This window comes from bacterium (assembly GCA_035527515.1).
Lineage (GTDB): Bacteria > B130-G9 > B130-G9 > B130-G9 > B130-G9 > B130-G9.
In genome coordinates this window covers 17,176-32,787 of the sequence record DATLAJ010000065.1, presented here as the reverse complement: position 1 = coordinate 32,787, position 15,612 = coordinate 17,176, and the positions used below count along the sequence as shown (strand labels likewise).

15 protein-coding genes and 1 tRNA gene are annotated in these 15,612 nt (G+C 55.0%); 8 read left to right on the top strand and 8 right to left on the bottom strand.

Going from position 1 to position 15,612, the window contains the following annotated elements:
* Both VM163_05065 and VM163_05060 read left to right on the top strand, forming a co-directional pair.
* The coding region (locus VM163_05065) for a helicase-related protein (protein ID HUT03242.1) at positions 1 to 930 on the top strand (930 nt) is incomplete at its 5' end.
* Positions 927 to 1,922 (top strand): ParB N-terminal domain-containing protein, encoded by a 996-nt coding sequence (locus VM163_05060; GenBank protein HUT03241.1) that lies wholly within the window; start codon positions 927 to 929, stop codon positions 1,920 to 1,922. The genes VM163_05065 and VM163_05060, both read left to right, overlap by 4 nt.
* Positions 1,923 to 2,388: 466 nt before the next feature.
* Here VM163_05060 and VM163_05055 read toward each other — a convergent pair.
* From VM163_05055 to VM163_05035, 5 genes are all read right to left on the bottom strand, one after another.
* Positions 2,389 to 2,463 (bottom strand) — tRNA-Gly (locus VM163_05055).
* 139 nt (positions 2,464 to 2,602) lie between these two features.
* The gene (locus VM163_05050) at positions 2,603 to 3,076 is read right to left on the bottom strand and encodes an archease (GenBank protein ID HUT03240.1); all 474 of its coding nucleotides are present in this window, start codon (positions 3,074 to 3,076) and stop codon (positions 2,603 to 2,605) included.
* On the bottom strand, positions 3,073 to 3,201 hold the full coding sequence (locus tag VM163_05045; protein ID HUT03239.1) for a hypothetical protein: 129 nt from the start codon (positions 3,199 to 3,201) through the stop codon (positions 3,073 to 3,075). The genes VM163_05050 and VM163_05045 overlap by 4 nt, the downstream gene beginning before the upstream one ends.
* A gap of 8 nt (positions 3,202 to 3,209) precedes the next feature.
* Entirely contained in the window at positions 3,210 to 3,995 is a 786-nt protein-coding gene (locus VM163_05040) for an ABC transporter ATP-binding protein (protein ID HUT03238.1), read from the bottom strand.
* Positions 3,995 to 4,846, bottom strand: coding sequence for an ABC transporter permease (locus VM163_05035; protein HUT03237.1), 852 nt, complete (start codon positions 4,844 to 4,846; stop codon positions 3,995 to 3,997). Before VM163_05035 ends, VM163_05040 begins: the two co-directional genes overlap by 1 nt.
* Positions 4,847 to 5,075: 229 nt before the next feature.
* On the opposite strand from VM163_05035, the gene VM163_05030 reads away from it, so the two are divergent.
* From VM163_05030 to VM163_05010, 5 genes are all read left to right on the top strand, one after another.
* Positions 5,076 to 5,528 (top strand): Hsp20/alpha crystallin family protein, encoded by a 453-nt coding sequence (locus tag VM163_05030; protein ID HUT03236.1) that lies wholly within the window; start codon positions 5,076 to 5,078, stop codon positions 5,526 to 5,528.
* A gap of 379 nt (positions 5,529 to 5,907) precedes the next feature.
* The gene (locus tag VM163_05025) at positions 5,908 to 6,849 is read left to right on the top strand and encodes a tetratricopeptide repeat protein (protein ID HUT03235.1); all 942 of its coding nucleotides are present in this window, start codon (positions 5,908 to 5,910) and stop codon (positions 6,847 to 6,849) included.
* A gap of 8 nt (positions 6,850 to 6,857) precedes the next feature.
* Positions 6,858 to 8,243 carry a phosphomannomutase/phosphoglucomutase gene (locus VM163_05020; protein ID HUT03234.1) on the top strand — a complete coding sequence of 462 codons (1,386 nt, stop codon included), beginning with the start codon at positions 6,858 to 6,860 and terminating at the stop codon, positions 8,241 to 8,243.
* Positions 8,244 to 8,255: 12 nt separating this feature from the next.
* Positions 8,256 to 8,612: a TraR/DksA C4-type zinc finger protein gene (locus VM163_05015; GenBank protein ID HUT03233.1), complete on the top strand. Its 357-nt coding sequence runs from the start codon at positions 8,256 to 8,258 to the stop codon at positions 8,610 to 8,612.
* 66 nt (positions 8,613 to 8,678) lie between these two features.
* The gene (locus VM163_05010) at positions 8,679 to 9,866 is read left to right on the top strand and encodes a tetratricopeptide repeat protein (GenBank protein ID HUT03232.1); all 1,188 of its coding nucleotides are present in this window, start codon (positions 8,679 to 8,681) and stop codon (positions 9,864 to 9,866) included.
* A gap of 250 nt (positions 9,867 to 10,116) precedes the next feature.
* On the opposite strand, the gene VM163_05005 is transcribed toward VM163_05010, so the two are convergent.
* Positions 10,117 to 11,913, bottom strand: a complete 1,797-nt coding sequence (locus tag VM163_05005; GenBank protein ID HUT03231.1) for a right-handed parallel beta-helix repeat-containing protein — start codon at positions 11,911 to 11,913, stop codon at positions 10,117 to 10,119.
* A 289-nt stretch (positions 11,914 to 12,202) separates the two neighbouring features.
* Between VM163_05005 and VM163_05000 the strand changes: the two genes are divergently transcribed.
* The gene (locus tag VM163_05000) at positions 12,203 to 13,732 is read left to right on the top strand and encodes a YifB family Mg chelatase-like AAA ATPase (protein ID HUT03230.1); all 1,530 of its coding nucleotides are present in this window, start codon (positions 12,203 to 12,205) and stop codon (positions 13,730 to 13,732) included.
* A gap of 25 nt (positions 13,733 to 13,757) precedes the next feature.
* Here VM163_05000 and VM163_04995 read toward each other — a convergent pair whose 3' ends face one another.
* A complete protein-coding gene (locus tag VM163_04995; protein ID HUT03229.1) occupies positions 13,758 to 14,021 on the bottom strand; it encodes a hypothetical protein in 264 nt (87 codons plus the stop codon).
* Between the two features lie 99 nt (positions 14,022 to 14,120).
* Positions 14,121 to 15,572 (bottom strand): ATP-binding protein, encoded by a 1,452-nt coding sequence (locus VM163_04990; protein HUT03228.1) that lies wholly within the window; start codon positions 15,570 to 15,572, stop codon positions 14,121 to 14,123.
* Between the last annotated feature and the right edge of the window lie 40 nt (positions 15,573 to 15,612).

Here is a 15,612-nt window from a genome sequence, read left to right as displayed (position 1 = left end):
GGGGAGAGTCTGGGCAGGGATTTCGTGAAGTTCCGAAAAGAACTCGACCTATCAGGCAGGCTTGCAGCTAGCAATTCGGCTAGGGATGAGTTTGAAGACCGACTTGAGTCTCTCAGGGACATGATATCCGAATTCTCGGTGCGGGAGACAAAGGACAGTGGGATAATCACGTTGCCAAGGAAGACCATTCGCTCTGTGTTCACAGATTGGGAGCCGCGCCAACTGGAACTCTATCACAGCATACGCGATGAAATGCGCGCCGTAGTCGTGCGTGAGGGTTTGCCCACTGAGGACGAATCTGAGTCGATCCTAAAGCGCATGCTCCGCCTGGTCCAAGTTGCGTCCAATCCCAAGCTTATAGACCAGAGCTACTCGGCACAGCCCGGGAAGTTTGAGCCGCTGCAAGAACTAGTTCAGAACATTCGCCGCAACGACGAGAAGTGCATCGTGTGGACTACCTTCACAGACAATGTTGAATGGCTGGCATTCGAGCTAGCGCCCTTCGGTACCGAGAAAGTACATGGCAAGCTTCCCATGGAGCGACGAACAAAGGCCATCGACAGATTCATGACCGACCCAAAGCGCGGGGTGCTTGTGGCTACACCGGGTGCCGCCAAGGAGGGGCTTACTTTGACCGTTGCCAATCACGCCATCTTCTTCGACCGGAGCTTCAGTCTCGATGATTACCTCCAAGCACAGGATCGGATTCATAGGATTTCCCAGCAGCGACGCTGTGAGGTCGTCAACCTCCTAATGAGCGACTCTATTGACGAATGGGTGGACGTTCTACTTCACGCCAAGCGGCTGGCCGCTCAACTCGCACAAGGGGATATTTCCCGCGAGTACTATAGCAATCAGATGGAGTACGGATTCGCCGAGATGTTGAGGGATATACTAAATATTAGAAGAGAGGATAGGGAGACGAGATGAAAGGGGCCGAATTCAATCAAGACACCATGACTCTGCGCGGAAAAGAGATAGAGGTCACAGTCGGATTCTTACTGCAGGTCGAACTTAAGTTCTATCCGGAAAATCCCCGAATCTACTCCATTATATCGGCAGATGACCGCCAGGCAACGCAGGATCAAATCGAAGAGGCACTGAAGGCCATGGATCATGTGAGACAGCTGGCACAGTCGATAAAGGCCAACGGGGGCCTTACTGATCCTCTCCTTGTGCGTAAGGGGGATTTGGTCGTTTTGGAAGGGAATTCCCGTCTCGCTGCATACAGGATGCTGTTTGTCCAAGACCCTCTTCGATGGGGCAAGGTCAAATGCAAGCTGCTTCCGCATAACATAGCCGAAAAGGACGTATTTGCCCTCCTTGGGGAGTACCATATCATCGGCAAGAAGGACTGGGCACCCTATGAGCAAGCTGGTTATCTCTATCGACGCCACAAGCGACATGGCGTTTCCCCGACCACAATGGGCAGGGAGTTGGGGCTGTCGGGCAAGAAGGTCGAGCAGCTCATCGCCGTGTATGCATTCATGGTCGATCACGAAGAGAATGACGTCAAACGGTGGAGTTACTACGAAGAATATCTAAAATGCAGGGCTATAGGGAGAGCGAGAGAGGCCTACCCGAGAATAGACCAGGTGGTCGTCAAAAAAATCAAGAACCGGGAGATCCCCCGCGCTGTCGATATTAGAGACAAGCTGAAAGCCATCGTGAAATCTAACAGGGCACTTCGGGACTTCATCCATGAGAAAAAGGACTTTGAGCAAGCCTATGAGAGCGCTCAAACTAGAGGTGTTGGTAATGTCTGCTATGGGAAGCTGCTGCGATTCCGGACGTGGCTTGCTGACGCAGAACGAGTTGAGGATATGGATGAGATGGAGGAGCAGATCCAAGCGAAGTGCAAATTCGAACTTAGGAAAATAGAGAAACGATGCAATGGCCTGCTCAAAGGACTGGACCAATAGCCTGCTCAACGATGTGGACAACAAAGAGAACAACTGCAAAAGCTCTGCACTTCAAGAAGCGAATTGGGATTCCACCAGCGAACGCGAGAGACATTTTACACCTTTCCTGATTTCCTCCACTGCCCCACTAGTTAGAAGCCCGAGGAACGCCGTCAAAGAATTATTGGGGCTACTGTGGGTCTTATCGACCGACTCACGGTAACTGTCAAACTGCCAGTGTGCCCTATTTGTGCCCACAATCGTTGTCATACCGCCCATACAGCCATTCATCCAATGATTGTATTCTGCGCCGCCATAATGAACACACCAATCATAGTGTCTCGGAACACTGTGCCCAGGGTGTGCCCTATTTGTGCCCACAAACGCGCACACAAGAAATGAAAAGACCGTAAAACAGCCTATTGCAGAACAGAGCGAAGTCAGGGCATTTCGTAGGTGTGAATCGATGGGCAGGTGGCTAAATGGCTGGAGCGGGAAACGGGATTTGAACCCGCGACCCTCGCCTTGGCAAGGCGATGCTCTACCTCTGAGCTATTCCCGCTCTAGAACTACCCATCAATTTAGGTTCCCCCCAAAGGAGATGTCAAGTCCGATCCGATGAACAGGACTGAGACGTTCGTTTTCAATGTCGTCCGGCCCCCGGGGCACAGCCGCGAACTGCTCCACCCGGACAGCGAGACTCATATATCCAAGATGACCTTCACACTGAAAACACCACTTTCTCTCACGATAGCGAGGTTGTGCATCGTAACCGCCTTAACGTCCGTAACTGGCTTCTGCGCGAGGCGCTTGCAGCCAGCAAAACCTACACGCGCCTCAAGCGTCGGTCTGCCACGCTCCGAGCCGCCACCTGGGGCCGGTTCTCTCGTCAGACGTTCGGGCACGCGGATCGATAACTTTATTGCGGAGGGAACGAGGAGGTCCGTGTCGAAACGCCAGAGGAGCTCGGACAGGAAATCAACAAGGAGCGACTCGATATCAACGGCGGAGAGAGCGAACGTATCGGTCTTATCGGGGCACGGAAGCTGGGGCTCTTGCCCGAATATGATCGCAAACATCCCCTCTGCCGCGTGCGTAAAGAGCGCCTCGAGACTCTCACCGTAGGCAACAAATCCAGCGTCGGCCGTGGTTCCAATGATCTCGAAGCGCTTCACGAGAGCTTGGCCACGAATGAACCGAAATGAAAGAAGACGAGACCTGGCGCCTGACTGCCCGGCGTTCGCTGACGAGGCGCTCTATCGACTACGAGAAGCCGCCGGACATATCTCAAGTCCTTCATCACATTGATCATCTTACGTTAGAACGCTGAACTTGCCTGTATGCCTCGATCACAGCGTCCGGCCTGCCATCGGCCATGAGCCTGCCCTTGGACAAGAGGATCGCGCGGCTACAGAACTCCCTGATTATGTCCATGTTGTGCGAGACGAGCGCTATCGTCTTGCCCTGCCGCTGCATCCCCCTGATCCGATCGAGGCATTTCTTCTGGAAGCGCTCGTCGCCGACCGCAAGGATCTCGTCTATGAGAAAAATGTCCGCCTCTACGTTAATTGCGACGGCAAAACCGAGCCTCACTAGCATTCCGCTGCTATAGCTTTTGATGGGTGCATTTATGAAGTCGCCGAGCTCGGAGAAAGAGATTATCTCATCGAGCCTCCCCCGTGCCTCTCTCCGAGAGAGGCCGAGAATCGAGGCGTTCATAAAGATGTTCTTGCGGCCCGATAGCTCCATCGAGAAGCCCGAGCCCAGCTCGAGTAGCGTCGCAACTCTGCCACTGACCTCGACATGGCCCTCGTCAGCAAGCAGTATCCGGCAGAGAAGCTTCAGCAGAGTGCTCTTGCCCGAGCCGTTCTCGCCGACTATCCCCAGCGTCTCGCCTCGCGACACGGATAAGGCAACGTCTCTCAGCGCCCAAACGTCGCGGTATCTGTCCCGCTTGCCCTTCAACAGGTTGATGATGAGGTACTTTATGTTCTCGCTCTTCTCATAATAGACCCGGTATCTCTTAGACACCGACCGCATCTGAATAACGTCAGAGCTGCTCGGCTCATTACGCAGTCGGCCTTCGTTTGACATCAGACGACCTCAGCGAACCTGGCGCTCGACCTGGCGAAGAGCAGCCAACCAGCTGCGGCCGAGCCGAACGTGTAAATGACAACCAGGGCAATCGTTAGCCCTGTCGGAAGAGCATTTTGGAGCAAGACCGCCCTGTAAGCACACACGAAGACCGACATTGGGTTGTAGCTTATGAGCCAGACCACGACGTTTCCCAAAAGTGGCCACGGAAGCTTGAGAGAGGCGACCTTGCTCATCGGATATACTATCGGCGTCAGCCAAAACCAGACGATTAGCAGAATATCTAGAAGGTGCTTGACGTCTCTGAAATGAACCGTGCTCGCCGAGAAAAGCAGGGCAAGTCCGCCCACGAAGATGGCCTGTGCGAGCACCAGAAGCGGCAATAGGAACGCTAGATGCCCCGGAGCATGTCCAAAGAAAGGCAGAGCTAGCAGCAAGATGACGAGTGTCATCACAAACTCAACAAGGCAGGCAACCATCGCAGACAGCGGGATTATCGCCTTTGGCATATAGACCTTGCGGACGAGGTTTGGGTTGTTAATAACTGAGGGCGCGGCCATCGTTACGGAGTTTGAGAGGAATATCCAGGGCAGAAAACCACACATGAAAAAAACCGGGAAGTTTTTTACGTTCATCCCGATCACATAGCGAAATACAATCGTATAGATCAGAAGCATCATGAGCGGGTTAAGGAGCGACCAGAATATCCCGATCACGGAGCCCTTATACTTGACCTCGAGGTCTCGCATCACGAGGTTGAGCAGGACTTCTCGCCTCGCCCAGAGCTCTTTCAGGTCTCGAAAGGTCGGGAATCTCACGTCATCTGCCTCGTGCATTATTGTTGAGTCCAATGCGTTTCTTATAGGATGTTATGGGCATGGTCGTCAAGTTTTTGGGTTTGTGGCGGGCATCGGTTTCAGGAGGAAGAGGATGAGTGGCGTGAGATATGGCGTTGGTAGGTTGGTTTGGCGGATGTATCAGAGATCATATTAAACTATTTGACAACTCCCGACTAAAGGTCTATTGTCTCTGATGAAAGATGAACATCACAACAAAACATCAAAAACAGGAGATAGTGAAATGGCAATTGTGAGATGGGAGCCACTGAGAGACCTGATGACATTTCAGGAGAGGATGAACCGTCTCTTCGACGAGGCGTTCCAGAGAAAGGGCGAGCTGTCGCCGATGATCAAGGGCGACTGGTCGCCGGCGGTGGACGTTTTAGAGACGAAGGACAACATCGAGCTCAGGGCGGAGCTGCCTGGCCTGACGGCTTCTGATGTTGATATCTCGCTCGCGAATGACGTCTTGACGCTTTCTGGTGAGCGCACGATGTTGAAGGAGACCAAGGAGGAGAACTACCATCGAATCGAGCGGAGCTACGGATGCTTCAGCCGGTCGTTCGCTCTCCCGAGCCGTGTACAGAAGGACAAGATCAAGGCCAAGTTTAGCGATGGCGTTCTGCGCGTGACGCTTCCGAAAGCAGAGGAGGCCAAGCCGAAGCAGATCAAGATCGAGGTCCAGGGGAAGTAATCTCGTAGTCCTAGCGAGCTGACTAATGTTGGGGCCCGGGCAGATGTCCGGGCCTCTTTTTTTGCCCGAGCACGCGCTTGACTGGTTGCAGCCAGATGCCATCTTACTGAAGCTCCATGTTCCACCAGTTCTAAGCCCTCAGCTTACAGCCAAGAAACCAGACTGGTAGTCATTCCCTCTCGCCTGAAGCAACCTGAAGTGTGAAGAACAAGTCCCTTTCAAAGCTGTTATGCGGGCTCGCGGCAAGACATCTTTATAGTTCAATCCGATTGTTGGGCGCTCGCATTGGAGTTGTTATATTAATAGTGGTTTGATATTGTTCGCTCGCAAAAAAGAAACAGGGCCAGGAGTAATTCCCTGGCGATTGGGAGGACAGCTATTGGTTGGAAGAACGATCAGAGTCAAGAAGAAGGTGAGGGGGCAGGATCGGCCGCTCCCGAAAGACCTTCTTACTCATATTATTGATTTCAGCAAGCAGAACAGCAGGTTCATACTCTTTGCCATTGTAGCGGTAGCAGTTGTGATTGCCGGGTCTTTTGCCTACAGATCGTATCGCGAGGGTCGGATCACGGCATCCGCAACGATGGAGTACTTCGCGGCGGACCTTTATCAACAGGCGATGGCAATAGACCTCACGCCAAACAGCGAGGCCCAGCAGGGCGAAGACGAGAAGACATCGCTGGCCGAGCGACTCGACAAGCAGCAGTCATTGCTCAAGAAGTCGGTTGCCCAGTTTGAGGAGTTACAGAAGGCTTACCCTAGAGCCAGGAACATAGAGCGCGTCCTACTGTACATCGGAATCGTTCGCTACCAGCTCGCCGATTACCAGTCGGCACTTCGTGCGTTCCAAAATTGCCTCAAGAGATTCCCGGATGGAGCCTTCAGTGCGCTTTGCCGGGCCAATATAGCTAGAACACAGGAGCAGATGGGGGAGCCCGGTGCGGCGGTGCAAAGCTACGAGCAGCTGTTCAAAACGCAAGGCAACTCTCCCGGAATCCAGCCATACTATTTCAACCTGGCAGAGCTATACGAGAGAATGAACAAGCCCGACTCGGCAAAGACGGTCTATGCAAAAATCGCCTCGCTCTATCCTGGCTCGCAGTGGGAACGTGAGGCCAATGAGGCGCTCAGGCATCTGGAGGGCCCCGGCGCCACGGGTGCCGGCCGCCCACCCAAGATCGGAGCGGATCTCTCGAAGCTTCCGCCGGGGTTTGATGCCAGCAAAGTGCATCGCGTCGTTGTTGGGAAAGACGAGACTGGCAAAAGGACTGTCAAGCTGGAGAAAAACGGCACGAAGAGCCCAAAGCCAACAGGTAAATAGGCAAAGACATGAATCCGCGGATCTTTAGGGAATATGATATTCGTGGGATAGTCGGCGAGGACCTGACTGTGGACGTCGTGGCCGGCATAGGCAAGGCGTTCGGGACTGACATCAAGAGGGCTGGCCTTGCCAATCTGGTGGTTGCAAGGGATGTTAGGCTCTCCTCGCCCAGCTTTGCCAAGGCACTGATTGATGCGATCTTATCTACGGGCTGCAATGTAACGGACATCGGCATGGTCCCGACTCCAGTGTTTTACTTCTCACTCCGACATTTGGATGCTGATGGTGGAATCGTCATCACGGGCAGCCATAACCCACCGCAGTTCAACGGCTTGAAGGTCTGTAAGGGCAAGCATACGATCTTTGGCAGAGAGATTCAGGCCCTTCGTGCGACCGTTGAGCGTGGCGATTTCGCCAGCGGTTTAGGCAAGCTCGACAAAAAGAACGTCGAGGAGGACTACGTCAACTATCTATTTGAGAACTCGATCGATATGGGCAAGATGACCTCGGGCCGAAGGGTGAAGCTGGTCATCGATGCTGGCAACGGGACAGCCAGCCAGCTCGCGCCTCGTCTGCTGAGTAGAATGGGCTGCGAGGTTGTTCCGCTTTACTGCGAGTTCGACGGTAGTTTCCCCAATCACTTCCCGGACCCGACTGTGCCCGAGAACCTCTCCGCCTTGTCGGCGAAAGTCGGGGAGACAGGCGCGATGGCGGGGATTGCGTTCGACGGGGATGCTGACCGGATCGGCGTCATAGACGAGAGGGGACGGCCGATATGGGGCGACATTCTGCTCCTGCTTTATGCAAGACAGGTGCTATCAGAGCATCCAGGCGCCAAGATCATATCGGAGGTCAAGTGCTCTCAAGTGCTTGGGCAAGAGATAGAGCGCATGGGAGGCAAGTCAATAATGTGGAGGACCGGGCACTCGCTGATCGAGCGCAAAGTCCTCGAGGAGAGAGCCTTGCTCGCAGGCGAGATGAGCGGCCACATGTATTTCGCCGATAGATATCTTGGCTACGACGATGCGCTATACGCCGCCTGCCGGCTGGCAGAGATTCTCGCTCAGAGCAAAGAGTCGCTCGCCGAGTCGATCGATGCCCTGCCCAAGACTTACAACACACCTGAAATACGTGTGCCGTGCTCAGACGAGGACAAATTTGACGTCGTCAAAAGCATTGCGCGGGAACTTAAGAAAGGCCACGAGGTTATCGACATAGATGGTGCGAGAGTTCTATTCGATAAAGGTTGGGGGCTTGTTAGAGCCTCGAACACGCAGCCGGTGCTAGTGCTTAGGTTCGAGGCAGAGTCGGAGGAGTCGCTTAAGGGCATAAAGGCGGATTTCAAGCGATTGTTGTCGAAATATCAGTCTGTGGATATTTCCGGGGCCTTTTGAGGCAACAGAGAAATGCTGGACAAGAAGGTATTAGTTTCGTTTGAGAACATGCTAATCGAACACAGGGCTGCTCTGCTTTCGCAGGCCGCAAAAACGTTGAAAGAGTCATGCGGTGATTCGTGCCCCCAAAGTGGTGACTTTGCAGACATAGCGTCCCAAGAATCGAACAGGACATTGAAGCTTAGGCTGCGGGAAAGAGAACAGAAGCTGCTTGCCAAGATCGACAAGGCACTTGCCAAGCTCGATAGAGGCGTTTATGGTATATGCGAACATTGCGGCGGGGACATCAGCCTGGAGCGGCTCCGGGCGCGGCCGGTCGCAACGCTGTGCATCGAGTGCAAGCAGGATCAGGAGTCAGAGGAAGTCTGAAGTCTCTTGTCTGTGTGCCACGTTAGGTCTGCTGGGGCGGTCGCGCTGATTGAATGGAGGTATTAGTTGAGTAGCATTACGTTGAGAAGCCGTTATGGCCGGGCGATAACAGCTCTGGTCGCAGGTCTTGTTCTTACGCTGCCGCTTTTGATCCTCGCTCAGGACGTTATAGAGTATAAGCAAGCCTATGACGCCTACAAGGCAAAGGACTGGGCCGCCGCACAAAAGGCGATCGACGAGGCGGTCAAGAAGGACCCCGACAATCGGAAGTATTTATATCTCAAGGCGCTGATCCTCTTGAAGGAAAAAAGGGATGCAGAGGCCATCAGGGCTCTTGAGAAATGCGTGAGCCTCAAGCCCAACGACTACGAATCTCTGTTCCTTCTCGGAAGGTTGTTTCTAAAGAGAAAGGACTATCAGAAGTCTGTAGAGCGGTTTGAACAAGGACTCGCCTACCGGCCGGGAGATTATCAAGGCAGTTATGGCTTGGCTACGGCATACGTGAAGCTCCGCAACTACGAGAAGGCCGCGAATACTCTGTCAAAGGTTACGGGCAAGGCTCTGAATCGCTTCCAGTTCAATTATCTCTACGGTGTTGTTCTCCGGTCTTTAGGGAAGTATGAGGAGGCAATCAAGTATCTTGAGAAAGCCAGCCTGTTGAAGCCCGAACACGTTCAGACCCAGCTGAGATTGGCCGACTCTTATCAGCGGTTCGGGAAACACGAGAAGGCCGTGGCGATTGTGAAGCCGGTCTTGGCCAAGGAGCCGGGCAACGTGGAGGCACTTAACACGTTGGGCGAGGCGCAGCTTGGAGCGGGTGATTACAAAGCCTCGCTATCAACTGGCAACAAGATGGCTGTCGTTGCGGCAAATGATTACAGGGGTTACATGCTTCGGGCGAAAGCTTGGCAGGGCCTCAATCAGCCGGACAAGGCGGTCCCGGACCTCAAGAAGGTTTTTGAACTGGACAACGGTGGAGCCTGCAACGCTGCGAATCTCTTGGCGAGCATCTACTACCAGCGCAAGGAGTTCCTCGAGGCGGAGGGGTATTATCGCCGTGCTTACGAATGGCAAAAGAGCGTTACTCCGCTTCTGATGCTTGGCCACTGCTATTACAGGGAAGGTAAGTACGACGAATCTCTCGAGACCTACCAGAAGGTCTTGAAGTTGGCTCCCAGCAATCTCGAGGCGCAGCAGGGCGTCAAGTCAAGCAAAGAGCAGATAAGTCGCAAACCCAAACAAGCGAAGAAGTAACACTATCGGTTGCGACACCCCTGAAGGTCAAAGCTAGTTGACCTCGCACCTGGCACGTGCATCTGGGCCGTCTCCGGCGAGCGAATGTGCAGGCGCATCTGTACTTACACCTACGAACGGCGTGCCGCTCAACCAAGACTCTCTGGCTGAGAGGTTCAAGATGAAGTTGAGCGTCGCAGGCTCGGCTGCCACCCGAACCAAATAACTCCCCGACAGACCGACCTTCGTGAGGAGCGGTCTCAAAAGACGATCAGTCGGTGATAGTAAATGGGAATAAGCACGGGTCGCCAATGAATGCCAATTGGCCCGGATTGGTCAGCGCGGCGGCAAAGAGGTAATCACCGGGGCTTTGTGGGACGGTCGTCCGGAGGACCTCGGTCGGCCCGAAATCAAACCCGCTCGGCAGCACGACATTGGAGACCCAGGGGTATGTCCCAATCGCGAGGCCGCTGCTGGTGAGCGAGATTATCGTCCCATTCGGCAGAACGAACGCGACGTAGGCGTCAACCGCGACATCTGGCCCGGGATTCTGCGCCTCGATGAACCCGACAAGCGTCTCGCCCGGGGCGAACTCGCTTTCGTTGAGCGAGCACACGATCTGTGGGTTCTGTTCCAGTGTCAGCGGGTAATGATAGCCCATATCGACAACGCCCGTGTCTGGAACGCTGTCTGTTCTAGTGGTGAGCTTGTCGAGGCCCAGGCTCTCCGCCGTGCCGCTTCCTGTGTCTATGCACGGGCTGTCGGCATCCTGCCCCGCTGCCCGGCAGGATAGATAATAATCGCCGAGCGGGCCAGAGACGAAGAGGGGATTATCCGAGATGTTGCCCTCGCCCCCGCCAAACCAGACCCCGACGCAGGAGTATGTGATGGTGGCACTACCACAGTCCCACAGGTCTCCACCGTTGGGCGCGTCATTCCCCCAGATGATGCAGTCGGTGACCGTCGCGTAACACTGGTGCAGCCCACCGCCGTATTCCGCCGAGTTGCCGGTGATTGTGCAGTTCCTGATCACGCCGCTGCAAAAGTCCAGCCCGCCGCCGCGCGCATACTCCCCGGTCGCCGAGTTGCCGGTGATCGTGCAGTTGCTGATTGAACCGTCGCAGCCCATAAGCCCGCCGCTCGAGTTGCCGGTGATCGTGCAGTTCCTGATCACGCCGCTGCAACAGTCCAGCCCGCCGACTGAGGGTGCCGAGTTGCCGCTGATCGTGCATTCGCTGATCGTTCCGTGGCATTCGGAGAGCCCGCCGCCAATGTCCTGCGCCGCGTTGTCGCTGATCGTGCAGTCGGTGACCGTCGCGTAACACTGGTGCAGCCCACCGCCTACCCACACCGCGGAGTTGCCGGTGATGGTGCAGTTGCTGATCGTCCCGTTGCAGCCGGCCAGCCCACCGCCGTATTCCGCCGAGTTGCCGCTTATCGTGCAGTCGCTGATCGTCCCGCTACACTTGTGAAGCCCGCCGCCGTCGTAACCAGCCGAATTGCCGCTGATCGTGCAGCTGCTGATCGTCCCGTCACAGTCGTAAAGCCCGCCGCCGTAGCCTGCCGAGTTGCCGCTTATCGTGCAGTCGCTGATCGTCCCGCTACACTTGTGAAGCGCGCCGCCGCAGTACTCTGCCGAGTTGCCGCTTATCGTGCAGTTGCTGACTCCAGCGAACGTCCCCGCTCCGTATATTCCACCGCCATATCCGAACGTCCCATTAGCGATCGTGAAGCCGGAGAGCAGGCAAGTCTCATCCTCCGTCCCGGCAAACGTAACTACGCTGCCCTTTTGGGCACCGTCGATTATGGTCAAGGCGACGATCTCCTCGTCCTCCGGGTCGAGCGAACGCAGCGTTATGTTCTTGCCATCGAAGTGGATGTTCTCGTAGTAGGTCCCGGGATGCACGATTATGACGTAGCCATCAAGCGTGACATCAATCGCATCCTGAATCGCCTCAAAGTCGCCCGTCCCATCTTGATTGACATCGTACTCAGCGGCATACGCACCAAAGGCTGATAAAGAAAGAAGCAACCAACACACCCCAAGGCAGCCAAACAACCTGGTCATCTTTCCCTCCCAAAGTCAAAGACCCGTTAGTTTTGCACGTTTCGACTGTCCGAGAATACCTCGCCAATCGTGCTCGTTCAATACTCCTTTCGACACGCAGGAGTTTGCCCATCGCCGCAAAGAGTCAGTTGGAGGTTTTGGAGTGCGGCGGGTCGGCGCATTTATCGCCTACACGTGGCTCGTTTGGCCGTGTCGCTTCTTGTCAGTTGACAGCCGTGAGGCGAGAGGACAAGATTCGGGCTGCTATTCTTTGGTTCTTGCTGAGTTGGAACTTGACGAGGGGAGGACGATGCTGGCGAAGGTGAAGAGCTGCGCTGTGGTCGGGATCGAGGCCAAGATGGTCGAGGTCGAGGTTGACCTCGCACCGGGCACGTGCATCTACTCGGTGGTTGGGCTGCCGGACACAGCCGTCAAGGAGAGCAAAGAACGCGTGATAGCGGCGCTTCGGAACGCGGGCTTCGACCTTCCGGACGGTCGCATCACCGTCAATCTTGCCCCAGCCAGCGTCAAGAAACAGGGGGCAGGCCTCGACCTGCCGATAGCTGTGGGCATCCTCGCCGCGCAGGGCTTCGTTGAGCGGCCTTCTCTTGCTAAGTTTTGCATCATAGGCGAGCTGTCGCTCGATGGCCGCGTGCGTGAGGTCGCCGGTCTGCTACCGATGACCATGGCCGCCCGCGACGTCAACTGCGCCGCCATGATCGTCCCTGATGCAAACGCCAGCGAGGCCGGCGTCGTTGACAGTGTGGACGTCTTCGCCGTGAGCTCGCTCGCGCAGACTATTGATTTCATCAATGGCAACGTCCAGATACCTCGCACGGTAGTTGACATGAAGCAAGCTTTCGAGACCGCCTCACATTACCGGGTCGATTTCGCCGATGTCAAAGGCCAGCTGTACGCCAAACGAGCGCTTGAGGTTGCGGTCGCCGGGGCACACAACGTGGTAATGATCGGCCCACCGGGCGCCGGCAAGACCATGCTTGCCAAGCGACTCCCCACGATCCTACCAGAGATGACGCTTCAGGAGTCGCTTGAGACAACCAAGATACACAGCGTCGCGGGTCAGCTTAGCAAGGGCCAATCGCTCGTCGCGACCCGGCCTTTCAGGTCCCCACATCACACCATCTCAGACGCGGGTTTGATCGGCGGGGGAGCGTATCCTCGCCCGGGTGAGGTCTGCCTCGCCCACAACGGCGTGTTGTTTCTGGATGAGATGCCCGAGTTCCACCGCAACGTGCTCGAGGTCTTGAGGCAGCCGCTGGAGGATGGCTCGGTTACGATCTCACGGGCCGCTCTTTCGGTGAAGTTCCCGACGAGGTTCATGCTGGCGGCAGCGATGAACCCCTGCCCATGCGGCCACCTAACGAACCCCAAGGTGGCCTGCAAGTGCACACCCGTCCAGATTCAGCGGTATCGTTCGCGCATTTCGGGTCCCCTGCTAGATAGAATTGACATCCACCTCGACGTCCCAGTCGTTCCCTATTCCGACCTTGCCAAATGGTCGCCCGGCGAGAAGTCGGAGGCGGTTAGGACACGGATCAACGCCGCACGGAAGGTCCAGCAGGAACGTTTCCGGGATGAGCCTTTCTTCTGCAACGCCCACATGCAATCCAGGGACATCAAACGCTACTGCCGGCTCGATGAGCAGTGCGAGGCGATAATGGAGGCAGCGATCAACAGAATGGGCATGAGCGCTCGCGCTTACGACCGCATCCTGAAGGTCGCCCGGACGATAGCTGACCTCGCTGATGAGCCCAATCTCCTCCCCGAGCACATCTCCGAGGCGGTGCAATACCGCACGCTCGACCGGCAGTTCAGCTGAGCACGTTGTTGAGAGGACTCTCTTCCTAGGGAGGAAGTGACCAGGACTGTCCGAGAGGCTCTGCGCAGAGAACAGAGCCGCTGGGCAGGTCATCCCGGACCAGGTGCTCCAAGACCTTCGTTCGAGGTAGGAAGAACCCGGAATCCAGGTGGACGCCCGACACGAACGGCGTCTCCATCGCCCGTGCGAAGGCCGAATTCATCAAGCTGCTGGACGAGCTCGAGCCCGGCGCGGACCACTCGAATCTCTCGGGCAAGGCCCTCATCGCGGCCATGAAGAAACACCACATCGGCCCCCTCAAGAACAAGCAGCAACTCATAAAACCCCCGGAGAAGGCGGCCGGCGCGGAACTGGCCGAGAAGGGCAAGCAGGACGCTATCGAAATCGCTTAGGAATGGGGGAAGAACAAGTTGCGTATCAGTCGCGCCGTAAAGCGCAGCGGCGTGGCGTCAGCTGAAAACGTCGTTGCCGCTACTGATGTTCTCCCCAAATAATCTGTTAGTACGCGCTCAAATTCCGGTGTCGCATCAACTGCGCCTGTGGTTGCATGTCCAACTTCATGCAGTAGAGTTGCGGCATAGCCAATGAGAGACGAGAGTCTACTACGCTTGATGACTACGGCGGCAATTGATGAATCCCAAACGCCTTCGGTGCCGTCGGTCGTCACTCTCATTGTCTCCGAAATTCGTATTTGCGGAGCGCGATTGAGACTGAGACCGACAAGCGCCAGTAGCTTGGGCGTGATGTCGAAGATGCGGCGCTCTTCTCGCGTCAATTTGGCTCGGTCAACAAACTGGTATTCAAAACTAGCATTGTATTCTTGCACATAGGCTTCTAGTGTTCGAACCTGTGGTCCACCCATTTGGATTTGGGCCTGCAACTTTGATTTTTGCTGTTCGGTAATAACGACGACTTGGTAGCCATCTGACCTCGCATTGTCGAGGATATTAGGTCTTGACTGAATCTCCTGCTCTGTGAAGTACGCCGCCTTCTGCCGTTGGTGCATCAGGTTTAGAGCCATTTGGCTAATTTCAATCCAAGCCATCTCGTCGCTTTGCTCTCCAGTTGCACGCTTTCCAACTTGCTCTACAAGCAAATCTTCAACCGCTTTGCTTTTTGCAGTCTTGAGGATGGCTTTTACCCTATCAGCATAGGTGGTTCTGCCCACATTCGACCTTTCTCGGTTGAGTTTCTTTTTCATGGACTCGGTCAAACTCGTGATGTTGTAAGAGAATAGAAAATTAGGTTCTTCGCTGGCGAATACCCCTAAAATGTATACACGACCAGTATTCCCTTTGCGCCGCAGAATTTGACCGTAGGTAGTTGTTTCCAAGATTTCTTCACCAGCGAATGTCAGAAAGAGTGATTTGGCCTTTGTCATATCTGCGTCGGTCAGACCATGCAAAATGAACTCCGTGCCGCGCATATTGTTAGGCGAGTCATCGTATTCCACATGAAGAGTCACAATGTCACTAAAACCGTGCTTATGCTCTTGCTTGAGGCGAAATGTGCCGAATTGAGAAGGAATAAGAACACAGACATCCCTCCGATGGAAGGTAGCCAGTGCATCTTTGAGTCCGACGCCGAACTTGCCTATGACTCCTGAAAGCTCATTCAGTTTCTCTTGATTCTCGTTCAGGGTAAAGTGTTCGATTCGGAGACCACGCCCAAAATCCCGAATATGCCAATCGCCCTGCCTGTCTTTGGAAATCTCTATCTCGGCAGTTTTGGAGATAACCTGCTCGTCAAGCGCATTGGCAATGACTTCTCGCAAGGCGTGTTCAACTTCCCAATTCTCCAGGACTTCTTCGATGTTGAGGTCAAATGCTCGTATTGCCATATCTTCTCCGAAGATAAAACCGCATCTCAATCTTTACGGG

Excerpts from the sequence above, each read along its gene's own strand:
- VM163_04995 (HUT03229.1), bottom strand. The coding sequence starts at position 14,021 with ATGTGGTGTTTCTTCATGGCCGCGATGAGGGCCTTGCCCGAGAGATTC.
- VM163_05015 (HUT03233.1), top strand. The coding sequence starts at position 8,256 with ATGCTGGACAAGAAGGTATTAGTTTCGTTTGAGAACATGCTAATCGAA.
- VM163_04990 (HUT03228.1), bottom strand. The coding sequence starts at position 15,572 with ATGGCAATACGAGCATTTGACCTCAACATCGAAGAAGTCCTGGAGAAT.
- VM163_05005 (HUT03231.1), bottom strand. The coding sequence starts at position 11,913 with ATGACCAGGTTGTTTGGCTGCCTTGGGGTGTGTTGGTTGCTTCTTTCT.
- VM163_05000 (HUT03230.1), top strand. The coding sequence starts at position 12,203 with ATGCTGGCGAAGGTGAAGAGCTGCGCTGTGGTCGGGATCGAGGCCAAG.
- VM163_05030 (HUT03236.1), top strand. The coding sequence starts at position 5,076 with ATGGCAATTGTGAGATGGGAGCCACTGAGAGACCTGATGACATTTCAG.
- VM163_05020 (HUT03234.1), top strand. The coding sequence starts at position 6,858 with ATGAATCCGCGGATCTTTAGGGAATATGATATTCGTGGGATAGTCGGC.
- VM163_05040 (HUT03238.1), bottom strand. The coding sequence starts at position 3,995 with ATGTCAAACGAAGGCCGACTGCGTAATGAGCCGAGCAGCTCTGACGTT.
- VM163_05060 (HUT03241.1), top strand. The coding sequence starts at position 927 with ATGAAAGGGGCCGAATTCAATCAAGACACCATGACTCTGCGCGGAAAA.
- VM163_05045 (HUT03239.1), bottom strand. The coding sequence starts at position 3,201 with ATGAAGGACTTGAGATATGTCCGGCGGCTTCTCGTAGTCGATAGAGCG.